Source organism: Pedobacter heparinus (assembly GCF_032678725.1).
Classification (GTDB): Bacteria; Bacteroidota; Bacteroidia; order Sphingobacteriales; family Sphingobacteriaceae; genus Pedobacter; species Pedobacter heparinus_A.
In genome coordinates, this window is sequence record NZ_JAVTSC010000015.1 from 1 (window position 1) to 15,057 (window position 15,057).

Here is a 15,057-nt window from a genome sequence, read left to right on the forward strand (position 1 = left end):
ATCGGGTTTAAAGCAGCGTTTGTATTGCTGGGGGTGTTTGAGCTGTATATCGGTGGGATGATGCTGTCGGGATTGAAGTTGGGTTGTAGTTGTGGCGGTGTGGTTAGCTTGCTATCCTGGAAGGGGCATTTGATTTTTAACGCTGGGTTTATGGGGGTGGCGTGGTTGGGGTTGAGGGGCGTAGCGGGTAAATGGCCGTTTAAACGGTCGCTATAAAGCACCATAGTAGGGTGTGCATGCCCCATCCCGTCATCTCGAGGGAAGCGCAGCGACGAGAGATCTCTTGTTTAGGCACAGTTCAAGAGGTCTCTCCTATCGTCGAGATGACGGGTTGGGGCATGCGCAACGATAACGAGCTTATTAAGCTAATAATTAACTACTTACTTATAAATAAACAAAATGACAACCACCTTAAAAAAGAACATGATGATCATTGCCCTGGCTTTGGCCACAATAGGCGCCTTTGCTACAAAACTGGCCTATACGCCTGCAGCAACAGCGGAAGTGTATACCTGGCACAGAACCTTCGGTAATCCACAACCTAATGAACAAAGTTATTTTATAGGCACAGAAGATCAAGCTGCAAGTTACTATGGTTGCGATGGCAGCTTTGATGAGTGTGCAGTTGGTATACCTGCTGATCCGCTTGGAGGCCCTGTGGCGGTGCTTTACCAGAATTAATCTTTTTGGCAGGCCTATGCTTAAACCTTGAATATTACCGCGTCCGGAAGCGTGAATAGAATATAAATGTCTAATTATTAATTTTTAAAAAAACAAAATCATGAAGAGAAACTTCAAAACAAGTATGATGGTAGTTGCGCTAACAGTTGCTACCCTGGGCGCTTTTGCCACAACGATTGCAAACATGCCAGCTGCTAATGATGAGGAATATACCTGGCACCGGACAGGTGGCGAAGCCCCACCGGAAGAAACCAACCCTTTTTTGGGCAGTAAAACTGACGCCGAGAATTACTATGGCTGCAGCGGGACAGTAAACGAGTGTGCTGTAGGTACACCGACTAACCTGAGCTTACCGCCAGAGGTGATTTACCAGCAGTAAGCCTTTAGGGTTAAACAGGGCCTTGAATTTGGGCAAGGCCCGGGGGCAGGAGAATGGTTCCTGCCCTCAATTTAGATTAACGTTTTTATTTAATGTGCAATGATGAATTGTTGCTCACGATTTACAAAATGAAGAACCGGCAGGGCTGCCTGGTTTTTAAAAGTGCGGGTAAACTGCAGCGGATTTTTAACCTGATGGAGGTTTTACATTTTGTTGGCGAAATGAAGCTGCACAGTGCAGCTATTGATACGGGTGCTGAACAAAGATGCAGCAATCCTTATCCTTTACAATGTGCCGATGGTTTGGAGCGTTTACTGATCTGCCATTTTGTGCAGGAGGTGGTAGCGCTGGAGCTTAAGGTAAAACAGCGGGTTAAGTTTAGCTGGCAGGGCACAGCCAAGGAATTTAAGGCTGCGGTGGATCGGATGATAGCGAAGCTTCCACGATTTTTTTAAAGAAAAACCTGATTAATAACATTGCTAACAACAGGCTAACAAAGTTGCAATCGTAAAATAACCCATTAAAAAAAATGCAATGGGAAAATACAAAAAGGGCATCCTCGGCCCATTTCGAGGTCTCGTGGGCACCGTGGTTGGGAGCTCATGGAATGGGACATTTTATCTAAAAAGTGTCCCGGATTTCGGGGATTACACCCCGACTGCATCGCAGTTAAACGTACAAGCCAAAATGGCTTTTGTACAAGGCTTTTTAAAGCCGCTTAAACCACTCTTGAACATAGGTTATAAGCAATTTAACAAGGGAATGACTCCTATGAATGCTGCAACTTCTTATCATATAAAGAATGCGGTTACTGGTACCAGTGCGTTAAACTACGCCATTGATTATGCCAAAGTGATGATAAGCGAAGGGAATTTGCCAATGGCGGAGCAGCCAGAGGTAGCGATCACTATCGCGAATAAGTTGAACTTTAGCTGGATTGATGATTCTGATCCGGATAGTACCAATGATACTGATATGGTAACCGTGTTGGCCATTAACCCAACAAAAGGTAACTATACCAAAAAGGTTGGTGCTGCGCCAAGATCAGCAGAGGCCTATGTGCTTGATTTGCCCGGATACTCCGGCGATGAAGTGCAGGTATACATTTCATTTGTAAGTGCAGATGGTAAGCAGGTGAGTGACTCACTTCATGTAGGAGAATTCCTGGTTCTTTAATTTAACGGGGTGGTGCGCTGCACCACCCCGTTTTTACTTTAAAAATAGCGTTATGATAAGAGATTTAAATATTAAGTATTGGGGTATGAACCTCATTAACCTTGTAAATGAGGTTAAAAAAGAACACCGGTTGTTTGGGCTGCTGTTATTTCTCTGGTTGGCCATTCCGGAATTGATAAAGTGGATTGACCAGACAGCCGGTTATATTGACCAGAGTATCTGGTTGCTGATTGTATTGAGCCTGATCTGCTTTTTAATGGTGGTTGGCTTGTGCTGGTGGTTGCTCAACCGCTTTTGGATGAGTTTGGGTTTGCCGGAGCTAGGTGAGCTGGTATTGGATTTTAGAGAAATGAAGTTATGTGTACAGTTAGGGTTTTATTTTGGGGCCTTTGCATTGTTGTTGCTTGCAGCAGTTGGGGTTTTAGGGGCGGTGGTGTAAGCCCCTCTATGTCCGTTGGGCATAGTTCAAGAGGTCTCTCGTCGCTGCGCTCTGTCGAGATGACGGGAAAACGCGATGACGTGGTGCGAATAGCTAGAGCAGAGCTGGGGGTTAGGGAGGCAACAGGTAACAACGATGGGCCCAGAGTAGAGGAATATCTTGCGTATACCGGATTCAAAAAAGGAAATCCTTACTGTGCAAGTTACGTCAGCTGGTGCTTTCATAAGGCCGGTTATTCCCAGCCGAAAACGGCATGGTCGCCTGCGCTGTTTCCCGCTTCGCGGTTAACAAAGGATGCCCTGCCGGGCAATGTGTTTGGCATCTGGTTTCCGGAATTAAACCGGATTGCACACGTTGGCTTGCTGGAGCGGTTGCAGGGAGATTTTTTGCTAACGTTGGAGGGAAATACAAATGTTGAAGGGAGCAGAGAAGGCCAGGGTGTATATAGGCGGATGAGGCACAAGAGAACGGTTAAGGCGTATGCAGATTGGATAATTTTAAAACAATAGAGGTATGCCGGAGAGAAGGCATTGGCTGGTATGTGACCGAAGGGAACTTAGCAGGCGCAGCCTTCGACCGGCCACCGAGATTGTTATACGAAGTTATGAGGTAATAGATCCTTCACATTCGCTCTGGATGACAAAACACTCCCTCTGGAAGACAAAAGATATCGCAAATCATTAACAAACAAATTATGAACTATAAAGAAGAAGAAATAATAACCGGCTCCGTACTCCATGTGATGAACTTTATCATCATAGAACTACTGCGCCACGGCTTTTTACTCGCCATGCAAAATGAGTTAAAAGATTTAAAAGACCTGGTAAAAGCAGAACAAGGAAACTGGCTTTCGGAAGGCGATGAACCCATATCAATAGCTGCGGAAATTGAATTGCTAAGAGGCGTAGAAGACGTAGCCGTAAAACACATTGTGAATTCTATAGATAAGCTATGCCAATGCTGTGCTACCTACGAGATGATCAATAACCTTGACCTGATTGAGGTAATCAATAACGATGACTTTAACGAAGCTGCAGAGACTACCTATCATTATTACGCTTTTACAATGGAATGTGACGGAAGTTATAAAAGCATATTAGACAACCTGCATTGGTATTACGAGCCAATAGACATCATACTGTTTCATTGCATGATGCAATTTGTATTGAATAAAATAGAGGTATATGAGGAGACAACGGAAAGCTACTGCAATTACTACAATACAAACGGTTATGAGATATTAACCGATAATAAAAATGCGCTGCTATTGCTGGATCTGCTGCCAGCATTAACCAATGACGCGGAAAATATAGATGAATATCAATGGACAATAATTAGAAAAAACGAACATGGCAAGATATAAGAATGGAATAAACGGGGCAATCTCCGGAAAAGTGGGTAACGTGGTTGGCGCTACATGCCGGGGCATAGCTTATTTAAGGGCAGTACCCGAAACCACAAACGCACCAACAGCAAAACAGATTAACCAGCGCTTAAAATTTGCGCTGGTTATGGGCTGGTTAAAGCCCTTGCTGAACATCATCAATATAGGCTACCAGATACTGACCGGCGATAAAACGGCAATGAACAGGGCAGTGTCTCATCACCTGACACAAACCGTAATAGGAGATGCCCCCGATTACCATATCGATTTTAAAAAAGCCATATTCAGCAGAGGTGAATTATTGGTATCCTGGATACTGGAAGTATTATGCCTGGTAAATGCGGTATTGAGTATCAAATGGGATAACGGACCAGCATCCGTTTTTTGCAATGATGATGACCAGGCCAGCTTTATCATTTACAATCCCGCAAAAGAAGCCTTTGTTACTTTTACAAATGTGGCCACAAGGCAGGAGAAAGAAGCGGTATTGCAGTTGCCCGAAGATTTTGCAGGCGATACGGTACATTGCTGGCAACACTTTGTAAATGCAAAGGGAGACGCAGTGAGTACTACCGTTTATTTAGGTGAAATAGTGGTTTAGCATCACTCATTTATTCATTCTGACATGTTACAACTAAACCACTAAGCTCAGGGTATTCGCGCTTAAACATAGCTGTAATGTTATCCTTAGCTTTATTTACATCTGGCAGCTGGTTATTAATTAGCAAGTAGCCACTGCCATTTTCACTTTGATAGTGGGTAAAAGTTTTAGGCCCAATCTTATTTTCTACTAATCTGCGGTAAACACGGAATCTTTTAGTGTTATTCTTGGTCTCCAGGTCTTTTCCCTTTCTGTTTGTAGTATGAGCACCAATAAATGCAAAACTTCCAGCTACATGGCGGTTCAGAATATCCATCAAGATGTTGATTACGGTCATCACAATCGGTCTACATTTAAACTCACCTGATAGCAAATTATATCTGTATTTATTTTTCTTGTGTTTCTTAAGGAAGTATTTTATGACGAATGTATTATGCTTATACTTTTCGATCTCAACCAAATACATATGGTTTGGAGATTTAAAATTATAAGTTACTACATGGATAAGATTTTCCTTATTGTGCGCAATATCTTGCCCTACCTTGTGATAAGCGTAATGGTCTGACAAGAAATTAAGGAATTAAATAGGCATAAGCCGCGCATCTTGATTTTGATAATTCCTCTGCAGACCGTTTAGTTAAGGTAATAACTTGCCTTTGGGAAGCATTTGTTCCTTTAACTTTAGAATCTTTTAGTTTGATAGGCTTTTGAAAGACCTTTTTCATACAATTAATACAGTTGAAATTTAATTTGTTTCATAGATAATAATCAAAGTTATCAAAATGTTTCGGAAATCTCCAACACCCTATCTTACTGATATTAAGTATGTACTCTAAAATTATACGATAAAATTACGGTTGAGTTGAACAATACAACTATAGTATTCCTGTAGACGCATTTATCTACGATTTAACGAATTGTATAGTACAACTTAGCCTTGTGTACACAAATGATCCATACGCTGTTAAAACTCTTAAAACACCTAATATGGAATGATTATAAATTAGTAATTATAGTGTCATATTGCCATTTCCCATGTTCCCGGTAGGCATTATGCCTGTAAAAAAGCCGGCACTATTAAGTACCGGCTCACACTTATCCCCCTCAGCATTTCAATTTTCTATTTGGGCATCAATACGCTGTCGATCACATGTATCACCCCATTTTTTTGCATAACATTGGCGATAGTCACAGTTGCACTGCCGCCTTTTTCATCTTTAAGCATTAATTTTTTTCCTTCCATCCAGGCCCATAATTTGCCTCCTTGAACAGTACTGATTTCTGCTTTGCCTTTTCCTTTTTTGATGGCTTTATCAATGTCTGCCGCGGTCCATTTGCCTGCAACCACATGATAAGTCAATACTTTGGTTAAAGCGGCTTTGTTTTCAGGTTTCAATAGGGTCGCAACAGTTCCGGCAGGCAATTTGTCGAAGGCTGCATTTGTTGGCGCAAAAACGGTAAATGGTCCTGCTCCTTTTAAGGTTTCAACCAGGCCCGCAGCTTTAACTGCAGCAACAAGCGTGGTGTGGTCTTTAGAGTTTACTGCATTGTCAACAATGTCTTTGGTGGCATACATGGCAGCTCCACCCACCATTGGGTTTTTTTGAGCGTAAACTTGTGTAGAGAATGCCAAAGCTACTATGGCAATTGCTGATAAAATAATTCGTTTCATAATTTCTGTTTTATACAGACAGATACGAAGAAAAAATCAGTGTGGATTTAATTTTATTTAATTAGCTGATATTGATAAAGTGCGTAGCTGTTAGGTGCCGGCAGGGTAAATTCGATCCGGCCCTCTGGATCTACCTCCGCTACAGTGCTTTTTCCCTGTCCAAGAACGGCTTGCAATTTAACTTTTTTACCAGCGGGCAGCCAGGTCTGGACAGCTTGTTTAACCTGTTCATTGCGTTCTCTGATGATCAGCAAATAACCCTCGTCATCCTGGATGGATTGAAAACCTGTCCAGGATGATCCTGTAGGTTCAGTACCTATGGGGAATATTTGTCCGGAATGCAGTTTGGATTGCAGGCTTCTGTATTTCTTTATTGTTGGTGTGATGCTGAAGGCTTTTTCTGGCAAAGCACTGGCTTCCATCCAGGCCAGGGGCTGGGCCATCATGGTCAAAGCGAATTCATATTCAAAACTAACGGTTGAAGGAGCCAGCAGATCATCTTTGGCATATTTATTTGTATTTCTGAAATTGTTGAGGAATTCTATCTGCAGGTTTTGCGCCGGTACGTACCGCGACAGCATCCATAGGTTCCGCAAGGTCCAGTAGGGGTAATAACTGCCGAAATCGGTATAGCGGTTTTCGAGGAATATATTGCCGTATTCATTAAAATAATGATATCCGTATCTTTTGCCGGCGGTTACGTCCAGGTTAAAAACAGCCTGGTCATTGGTTACTTTCATCACGGTGTCCAGCATTTTGCGGATATTGACGTCACTCTGCTTATCCAATACCTGAACACCGTCAATTTTAAATGTACGGATGCCGTATTTTTGATATAAACTGATCAATGCCCCGGCATCATCCTGCCAATGTACATAGCTGCTGTCCTGGCTGGGGTTAAACCACACACAAACCTCTATGCCGAGTTTTTTGCCTAAGGTGACCAGGGGGCCTAGACCATCAGGGAACTTTGCTACATCTGGCTGCCAGTAGTCATGTCTTTTCCAGATGCCTTCGAAACTGCCCTTGGATAATGCTGATGCGGCTGAACGGCCGGTTTGCCAGCCATCGTCGAGCTGGAAATGGCTGAGGCCCAGTTTATGGGCTGCCCTGATCTCGTTGAGGCTAAAATCGTGGCCAATCTTTTTGTCCTGACTGCGGTCGCCCCAGGTGTTCAGTAAAACCATGTCATCACGTCCCGGCAGGTGTGTGCGCAGGTTTTGCTGATAGCTGCGCAGGGCCTGCAGTTTGCCCAGATTACCCTTGGCTGTTACCCCGGTTACAAAACCATAACAGCGGACCCAATCGTCTTTAGGGATATCCTGTGACTGTACGCCAATACCTGCAGCCTGCACGCTTCCCCATCGAGCCAGGAAATCAAAGCCAGGATAGGCCAGTTGTGCTTCGGCAGTTGGTGTTTCTTTTAAAATGAAAATACCGCGGTCGCTCAATACCTCATTGATGAATAAGAGATTTCCTTTCAGCCGGCTTTCGCCATTGTAAAGCAATTGCTGATATTCCTGGACCAGGTTGTTTCTGCGGTCTGTCACATCAAAAAATTCTACTGCGTTTAAGCGCCAGTGTTTGCCGGGTAAAGAAAGCGTCTCCATGATGGTCGGATTTGCCTTGCCATCAGTTATGGCCTCGATTTTTTCAATGTTACGGAGGTCACCGACGTTTAAATTGGCGGTTGCCCATTTTGCGGCTATTGAACCTTTTAGATAGAAATCGCAGGCAATGGCCGGACTGCCGGGATAGATCCTGAAAACCCTTCTTACAAAGAGTGGCCCAAACTTAACATCTACCTGCGCCTTTAGATAGGCCGGTGCAATGGCAGTCGCAGCGACTTCCTCTACTGTTAATTTTCCACTTTCGGCTTTGCCGCTGCCAGGTAAAATGCAGTCGGGCTTAGTTCCATTGAGCAGCCAGGTATGCTTCGTTTTTTTATCGCTAAGCTGCGTGCTGATGAGGTCGCCGTTATTCCAGTGGTAACTTCTGCTCAAATGATCATTTTCCAGTATCAGTAAATTGCCAGTCAATACGGCTTTGCAACCTTTTAATTCTACAAGTGTACGTACCCGTGAATAGGCATTGTTAAAGACAGACGCACAGGTAAAGAGTAACAGCAAAGGTAAAGGGAATATTTTGGTTAGTCGCATTATGGATTTGGTTTTGATTGTGTATGAGCCGAAATTAGGATTATAATGCATCAATTACAAATATTGATTAATCCTTATCAGATTTCTATGGTCATAGCATTATAATCAAATTAAAACAGGGTATGAAAACACCAGCGAAAGTTATCTATTCATTTGTATTTGTGCTTTTTATTGCGATACTGTGTTCCTCTTTTCAAAAGGAGAAACCGGCTGCGGTAAAGTTTGCTTTTCCCTATAAACAGGCAGGATTGGATGAACGGCAGGCAGCTGCGCATCTTTTAAGCAGGTTTACTTACGGGGCTAAAGACGATGACATTGATGAAGTTGTTAAAACAGGTCTGGAAAAATGGTTTCAGCAACAGCTGGATGGAAAGCTGAGGGACGACTCTTTAGACCATTTGCTGAGCCAATATGAAGACATTAATCTGAGTAATACAGAAGTAGAGAATAAATATCCTCGTCCCGGACAGGCGGTTCGCATGGCAGTTAAAGATGGTTTTATCGATAAAGATTCTGTGAATAAGACCGATGGCAAGGAATACCGGCAAAAAGTGAAAGCCTTTATGGATTCGAAGGGGTATAAACCTCAGCAGGAACTTTACCGTCAGTTTTTTAACCAGAAGATATTAAGGGCAACGTATACCAGCAACCAGTTGCATGAATTACTGACCGATTTTTGGTTCAACCACTTTAATGTTTCTTTAACAAAAAATCAAAGTGCTTCGTTTATCCCTGCTTATGAGCGTGATGTGATCAGGCCAAATGTAACGGGTAAATTCGAAGCTTTATTGCTGGCAACTGCAAAGTCGCCAGCGATGCTGATGTACCTGGATAATTTTTCGAGCAGCGGGCAGCCGGTAGCCAGTAACGATGGCATGCAGATGCAGATGGGCGAAGCACAGGTAATGAAAAGGCGCCAGGCCTTAAGGCCAAATCCGAAAGCAAATTCAGCAGCATTAAAAAAGCTGCAACCTAAAAAGAAACAGGGGGGCTTGAATGAAAATTATGCCCGTGAGGTAATGGAACTACATACCTTAGGTGTGGATGGAGGATATACACAAAATGATGTTACGCAGGCGGCGAGAGTTTTAACCGGCTGGACCATTGCCCCAATGGGGGATAACGGCTATGGATCGGCAGCCAAAAACCTGATGGACAGGCTAGGCGAAAGTGCCCTGGAAAAAAGGGGCTTTGTGCACGATGGTGATTTTCTTTTCATGCCTACACGCCATGATAATGGAGAGAAAGTGGTATTGGGTAAGCGTTTCCCTGCAAATGGGGGATACGAAGAAGGGGTAGAACTTTTGTCTATGCTGGCGCATCATCCTGCTACGGCAAAGTTTATTGCTAGAAAACTGGCAACACGGTTTGTTAATGACAACCCTTCGCCGGTCCTGGTAGATAGAATGGCTAAAACTTTTTCCAAAACGGATGGTGACATTAAACAGGTGATGATCAGTATGGTAACTTCACCGGAATTTTGGAGTAAGAATGCGCTGAGGGAAAAAACAAAATCTCCTTTTGAACTGGCCATTAGTGCGGTACGCAGCTTAGATGCTAAAATTACACAGCCTTATCAGCTGTATTCCTGGATTAACAAAATGGGCCAGAGAATGTATTATTACCAGGCTCCGACAGGTTTTCCCGATAAGGGACAATACTGGATCAATACCGGTTCTTTGTTAAACAGGATGAACTTCGGACTGGCCTTAGCCACCCAACGCATCCCGGGAGTTAAAATTAATCTGGCTTCCTTAAATAACAATCATGAACCGGAGAGTGCTGATGCTGCATTGCTTACTTACAGCAAGATCATTATGCCTGAACGTAACTTGGAAGAGACGGTTAAACGGTTAAAGCCCATGTTAAATGACCCTGATCTGGTAAATAAAGTAGAAACTGCAGCTGCTAAAGCAACACCACCGCAAACCATGGATATGGAGATGATGGCTGTTGAAGATAAGCCTGCTAAAAAAAGATATGGTAAAAAAGCAAATGCAATTACACTTGCAGCAGGCAATAATGCAATGCTGGCACAGGTAGTAGGTGTAATCATCGGATCACCGGAATTTCAACGTAAATAAACCTTAAAAATATCATCATGACTTCAAGAAGAGGATTTATAAAAGCAGGAGGGCTGGCCTTATTTGGAATTGGATTAGGCGGGATACCCGGTTTTTTGGCAGAGGCTGTTGCCGGTACAAAAGCACCTGGTTTATTTAAAAGGAAAAAAATAATGGTTTGCATTTTTCAGCGTGGAGCAATGGACGGTCTGATGGCTGTAACGCCATTTACTGACAAATATTTAAAGGCTGCAAGGCCGACCTTGTTCATGGATGCGGCCAGGGGAAATGGGAAAAATACACCATTGATTGATCTGGACGGACATTTTGGTTTACATCCTTCTATGGTGGCTTTTGAAAAAATGTTCAGGGAAAAAAGAATGGCTATAGTGCATGGTATCGGCTCACCAAACAATACCCGTTCGCACTTTGATGCGCAGGATTATATGGAATCGGGAACTCCCTTTAGAAAGGGTACGGATAGCGGATGGTTAAACCGAGCAGTTGGCTTACTTGGACACGATGCAGCGACGCCATTTCAGGGAGTTAGTTTGACTTCTTCGTTGCCCCGTTCATTTTACGGTGATAATCCGGCTGTTGCCATCAGTAACCTCCAGGATTTCAACATACAACTAAGAGGAAATGTAAAGGGGGCAAATATGGCTGCCAAAAGTTTTGAAGATTTATACGATACCACCTCTTCGGGCTTGTTAAAAGAAACCGGAAAGGAAAGTTTTGATGCGATAAAAATGCTTCAAAAGGTTGATACGAAGAACTACAGGCCATCAAACAATGCAGTATATCCGAATACGGCATTGGGTAATTCATTGAAACAGATTGCCCAGCTCATTAAAATGGATGTGGGCATGGAAGTGGCTTTTGCTGAATCGGGAGGATGGGACACCCACTTTAATCAGGGTGCAGAAACCGGTATTTTTGCCAGGAATGTGAACGATTTGAGCAATAGCATTATGGCTTTTTGGGCGGATATGGGTACTTACCAGGATGACGTTACGGTGATGACCATGACCGAATTTGGCCGTACGGTAAAACAAAATGGGACAGGCGGAACAGACCATGGCCGCGGATCGTGTAACTTTATTTTAGGTAACGGTGTAAATGGAGGCCTGGTACATGGTTTGGTAAATCCACTTGCGGTTGAAAACCTGGAAGACGGCAGGGACCTGGCTGTTACTACTGATTTTAGAAGTGTATTCAGCGAAGTAGCTGACAAGCATCTGAACATCAGTAATGATAAGGTGCTTTTCCCGGACTGGGAAGGTAACAAAATCGGTGTAATGCGTTAGCTTATTGCTCAGCTATTTATTTTATCCTTAATTTTGCAAGGTGAAAAGAGTTATTTTATCCTTGGTAGCGGTGATCGCAATCACCTCCTGTAATCAAAAAAATGTAAAACAAGCTGATGCCTCACAGGCTGATACGGCTGCAAAAACAGATTCCAGCTGTTGTAATTCTAGTCTGCCTAAAAGGTTTGGCTCCATTGCTCAGATTGATTCGCTTGGCACCGGTGATGAGCAAGGCAAGGCTTCTCATGAAGGGATGAAATTTATACCCGCCGGTAATTTTGTGATGGGTGCGGCCGATAATGAAGGCCGGCCTGACGAATATCCTGCGCATGAAGTAGCTATGGACGGTTTTTGGATAGATGAGGCCGAAGTGACCAATGCACAGTTTGCGCGTTTTGTAAAGGCTACAGGCTATGTAACACAGGCCGAGCGCAAGCCGGATTGGGAAGAGCTGAAAAAACAATTGCCGCCGGGAACACCGAAACCTGCTGAAGAATTGTTGCAGCCGGCAGCTTTAACCTTTTCGAAACCAACGAAGCGGGTAAACCTCAATGATGTTTCGCAATGGTGGCGCTGGACAACTGGTGCCAGCTGGAAACACCCCCAGGGCCCTAAAAGTAGTATTGTGGGCAAGGACAATTACCCGGTTACCCAGGTTTCCTGGATTGATGCTTCGGCCTATGCGAAATGGGCAGGAAAACGACTGCCTACTGAAGCTGAATGGGAGTATGCGGCCAGGGGCGGTTTAAAAAGCAAGAAGTACCCCTGGGGAGATGAAAGCCTGGATAAAGGTAAGGTTAAGGCAAATACCTGGCAGGGTGAGTTCCCTTATACGGATTTAAAAACAGATGGTTTTTCCAGCGTAGCTCCTGTAAGGTCTTTTGCTGCAAACGGTTACGGCCTTTACGACATGTCGGGAAATGTATGGGAATGGACAGCTGACTGGTATACTGCAGATTATTATAAAACCCTGAAAGGAAAAGTAAATAATCCTAAAGGGCCTGTTGAAAGCTATGATGCTGATGAACCAACCATCCCGAAAAAGATCATCAGGGGCGGTTCGTTTATGTGTCATTCTTCCTATTGTAAGGGCTACCGGGTAAGCTCTAAAATGAAGTCTTCTATGGATACTGGCCTGGAAAATACGGGGTTCAGGTGCGTGGCTGATTAATTTAACGGGTTACCTTTGCAGTTCTCATGTATTTAGAGAACCTGAGCGGAAAGAAGCGCTTAAACCAGATGCCTTTGGTTTCTTTACCGCCAATGTATACCTCTTCCTTGTTTTGCTGAACGGCCAGGATGATCTGCCTGGCACATTCATCCGGTAACATCCCGTTTTCCTGTCCGCTATCCATTGTGCCCTGCGGGCTGCCGTCGGCTGTTAAGGCATTTACCGATACTTTGGTTTTAATGAAACCGGGGCAAATGATGGTGATCTGGATGTTTTTATCAAATACTTCTGCACGCAATGAATCAAAATAACCATGCAGTGCATGTTTGGAAGCAGCATATGCAGAACGTAAACGTGTGCCGAATTTGCCAACCAGGCTACTGATGCAGACGATCTTTCCGCCACCATGGGCAATCATATTTTGTATGACTGCTTTGCTCAGTACAGCTGTTCCCCAGAAATTTACGTTCATCAGTCGCTGTTCGGTTTGCAATTTTGTATCAAGGGCCAAACTACGTTGACTGATCCCTGCACTGTTGATCAGCAGGTCTATATGCCCATAAATCCGGATGGCTTCTTCGGCCTTAGCTTCCAATGAGCTTGTGTTTTCAAGGTCTAAGGGCAGTACATGGATGTTTACAGGGCTTTTACAGGCAGTTTTAACCCTGTAGAGCTCATCGCGGTTGCGGGCCGATAAGATCAGCTTTGCGCCCATTTGATCATAAGCATACACCAGCGCTTCTCCAATACCTGATGAGGCACCGGTAATCCAGACCACTTTATTCTTCATACGTTCCCATATTGATGGTTAAAGATGCTCATCTTGTATCAGAAATAATTCAGATGCGATATGATCTGCAAATAATTTACCTTCCTGTGTCAGAACCAGGTGCTCATCTTGTTTAACCAGCCATTGCTTTTCTACAAAAGGTTTGCTGTTCTTTAAGATCTCTGCTAAAAAAAGCTTGCCGAAATCGGCTTCAATTTTACGGAGCCCGGTACCCCACATTGTACGCAGGGAAGTCATGATGTATTCGTTAAACCTGTCATAGATGTTCAGTTCTTCTATGGTCTCGGCCAGATTTCCGGCCTGGATAGCGCTTAAATAAGCAGCGTTACTGGCCATATTGAGGTAGCGGGTCTGACCGTCAAATCCATGGGCTGAAGGCCCGATGCCCAGGTAAGGAATGCCCCTCCAGTAATTGGTGTTGTGAACGGCATATTTGCCCGGCTGGCTAAAATTAGAGATCTCGTAATGTTCAAAGCCGCCTTTTTTTAGCTGATCTGTCAGGATGATGAACTGGGCAGCACTTTGTTCATCATTAACCGGCGGCTGCTGTCCTTTCTTAATGGCACTGGCCAGGGCAGTGCGGGGTTCGACGGTAAGTGAATAGGCCGAGATATGAGGGGTTTGGAATTCAATTGCCTTATTGATATTGTGCAGCCATTTGCTGTCGCTTAACAAGGGATAGCCATAAATGAGGTCAATGCTCAGGTTTTCAAAACCGGCATCCTGGCTGCGTTTGATACAGTCTTCGGCTTCCGCTGCGTTGTGCGCGCGGTTCATCCAGATCAGGTCCTCCTCAAAAAAAGATTGGATGCCTATGCTGAACCGGTTTACAGGCAATTGTCTCAGCTCGGCAATTTTTTTTGCATGAAGATCATCGGGGTTGGCCTCTATGGTGATTTCTGCTCCGGATGAAATGGAAAAATGCCGGGTTAAGGTATTGAAGATCTTTTCAAAAGATTTAGCCGGAAGTACAGAGGGGGTGCCTCCTCCGAAATAGATACTGCCTACCTGGCCGGTTACCCTGTCCTTTTTTTTAAGGAGCTCAGTGCAAATGGCATCGGTCATTTCATCCGCATATTTTAAAGAAGTGCTAAAATGAAAATCGCAATAGGTACAGGCCTTTTTGCAGAATGGGATGTGGATGTAAATGCCGGACATGTTGCAAAGGTAAGGTTAAGCTAAACAATAAAATAACTAAAACTTATTTTAGGGCTTAGGTGTTTCATTTTTAATAG

At 43.9% G+C, this 15,057-nt stretch carries 17 protein-coding genes; 12 read left to right on the forward strand and 5 right to left on the reverse strand.

Going from position 1 to position 15,057, the window contains the following annotated elements:
- The 9 genes from R2Q85_RS19880 to R2Q85_RS19920 form a co-directional block, all read left to right on the forward strand.
- Nucleotides 1–216: MauE/DoxX family redox-associated membrane protein (locus tag R2Q85_RS19880; RefSeq protein ID WP_410478901.1), on the forward strand; the 216-nt coding region annotated here is incomplete at its 5' end.
- 183 nt (nt 217–399) lie between these two features.
- Nucleotides 400–681, forward strand: a complete 282-nt coding sequence (locus R2Q85_RS19885; RefSeq protein ID WP_316813545.1) for a hypothetical protein — start codon at nt 400–402, stop codon at nt 679–681.
- Between the two features lie 100 nt (nt 682–781).
- Complete coding sequence (locus tag R2Q85_RS19890) at nt 782–1,060, forward strand: hypothetical protein (protein ID WP_316813546.1); 279 nt, start codon at nt 782–784, stop codon at nt 1,058–1,060.
- 128 nt (nt 1,061–1,188) lie between these two features.
- Nucleotides 1,189–1,515, forward strand: coding sequence for a hypothetical protein (locus tag R2Q85_RS19895; RefSeq protein WP_316813547.1), 327 nt, complete (start codon nt 1,189–1,191; stop codon nt 1,513–1,515).
- Nucleotides 1,516–1,594: 79 nt separating this feature from the next.
- Complete coding sequence (locus R2Q85_RS19900) at nt 1,595–2,236, forward strand: DUF6266 family protein (protein ID WP_316813548.1); 642 nt, start codon at nt 1,595–1,597, stop codon at nt 2,234–2,236.
- Nucleotides 2,237–2,288: 52 nt separating this feature from the next.
- Nucleotides 2,289–2,675 carry a hypothetical protein gene (locus tag R2Q85_RS19905; RefSeq protein WP_316813549.1) on the forward strand — a complete coding sequence of 129 codons (387 nt, stop codon included), beginning with the start codon at nt 2,289–2,291 and terminating at the stop codon, nt 2,673–2,675.
- Between the two features lie 59 nt (nt 2,676–2,734).
- On the forward strand, nt 2,735–3,184 hold the full coding sequence (locus R2Q85_RS19910) for a peptidoglycan-binding protein (RefSeq protein WP_316813550.1): 450 nt from the start codon (nt 2,735–2,737) through the stop codon (nt 3,182–3,184).
- Nucleotides 3,185–3,369: 185 nt separating this feature from the next.
- Nucleotides 3,370–4,038: a hypothetical protein gene (locus tag R2Q85_RS19915; protein WP_316813551.1), complete on the forward strand. Its 669-nt coding sequence runs from the start codon at nt 3,370–3,372 to the stop codon at nt 4,036–4,038.
- A complete protein-coding gene (locus R2Q85_RS19920; RefSeq protein WP_316813552.1) occupies nt 4,025–4,660 on the forward strand; it encodes a DUF6266 family protein in 636 nt (211 codons plus the stop codon). Before R2Q85_RS19915 ends, R2Q85_RS19920 begins: the two co-directional genes overlap by 14 nt.
- Before the next feature lie 10 nt (nt 4,661–4,670).
- Here R2Q85_RS19920 and R2Q85_RS19925 read toward each other — a convergent pair whose 3' ends face one another.
- The 3 genes from R2Q85_RS19925 to R2Q85_RS19935 all read right to left on the reverse strand — a co-directional run bounded on the left by R2Q85_RS19925 (nt 4,671) and on the right by R2Q85_RS19935 (nt 8,491).
- A complete protein-coding gene (locus tag R2Q85_RS19925; protein WP_316813553.1) occupies nt 4,671–5,228 on the reverse strand; it encodes a hypothetical protein in 558 nt (185 codons plus the stop codon).
- A gap of 552 nt (nt 5,229–5,780) precedes the next feature.
- Complete coding sequence (locus tag R2Q85_RS19930) at nt 5,781–6,332, reverse strand: fasciclin domain-containing protein (RefSeq protein ID WP_316813554.1); 552 nt, start codon at nt 6,330–6,332, stop codon at nt 5,781–5,783.
- Between the two features lie 53 nt (nt 6,333–6,385).
- Nucleotides 6,386–8,491: an alpha-galactosidase gene (locus R2Q85_RS19935; protein WP_316813555.1), complete on the reverse strand. Its 2,106-nt coding sequence runs from the start codon at nt 8,489–8,491 to the stop codon at nt 6,386–6,388.
- A 122-nt stretch (nt 8,492–8,613) separates the two neighbouring features.
- On the opposite strand from R2Q85_RS19935, the gene R2Q85_RS19940 reads away from it, so the two are divergent.
- From R2Q85_RS19940 to R2Q85_RS19950, 3 genes are read left to right on the forward strand one after another with little or no spacing between them, the layout of a single operon-like run.
- Nucleotides 8,614–10,575 carry a DUF1800 domain-containing protein gene (locus R2Q85_RS19940; RefSeq protein ID WP_316813556.1) on the forward strand — a complete coding sequence of 654 codons (1,962 nt, stop codon included), beginning with the start codon at nt 8,614–8,616 and terminating at the stop codon, nt 10,573–10,575.
- A gap of 17 nt (nt 10,576–10,592) precedes the next feature.
- Nucleotides 10,593–11,861, forward strand: coding sequence for a DUF1501 domain-containing protein (locus tag R2Q85_RS19945; RefSeq protein WP_316813557.1), 1,269 nt, complete (start codon nt 10,593–10,595; stop codon nt 11,859–11,861).
- Nucleotides 11,862–11,901: 40 nt separating this feature from the next.
- Nucleotides 11,902–13,032, forward strand: coding sequence for a formylglycine-generating enzyme family protein (locus tag R2Q85_RS19950; protein ID WP_316813558.1), 1,131 nt, complete (start codon nt 11,902–11,904; stop codon nt 13,030–13,032).
- A 1-nt stretch (nt 13,033) separates the two neighbouring features.
- Here R2Q85_RS19950 and R2Q85_RS19955 read toward each other — a convergent pair whose 3' ends face one another.
- On the reverse strand, nt 13,034–13,822 hold the full coding sequence (locus R2Q85_RS19955) for an SDR family oxidoreductase (protein ID WP_316813559.1): 789 nt from the start codon (nt 13,820–13,822) through the stop codon (nt 13,034–13,036).
- Between the two features lie 18 nt (nt 13,823–13,840).
- The gene (gene hemW / locus R2Q85_RS19960; RefSeq protein WP_316813560.1) at nt 13,841–14,980 is read right to left on the reverse strand and encodes a radical SAM family heme chaperone HemW; all 1,140 of its coding nucleotides are present in this window, start codon (nt 14,978–14,980) and stop codon (nt 13,841–13,843) included.
- Nucleotides 14,981–15,057: the final 77 nt, after the last annotated feature.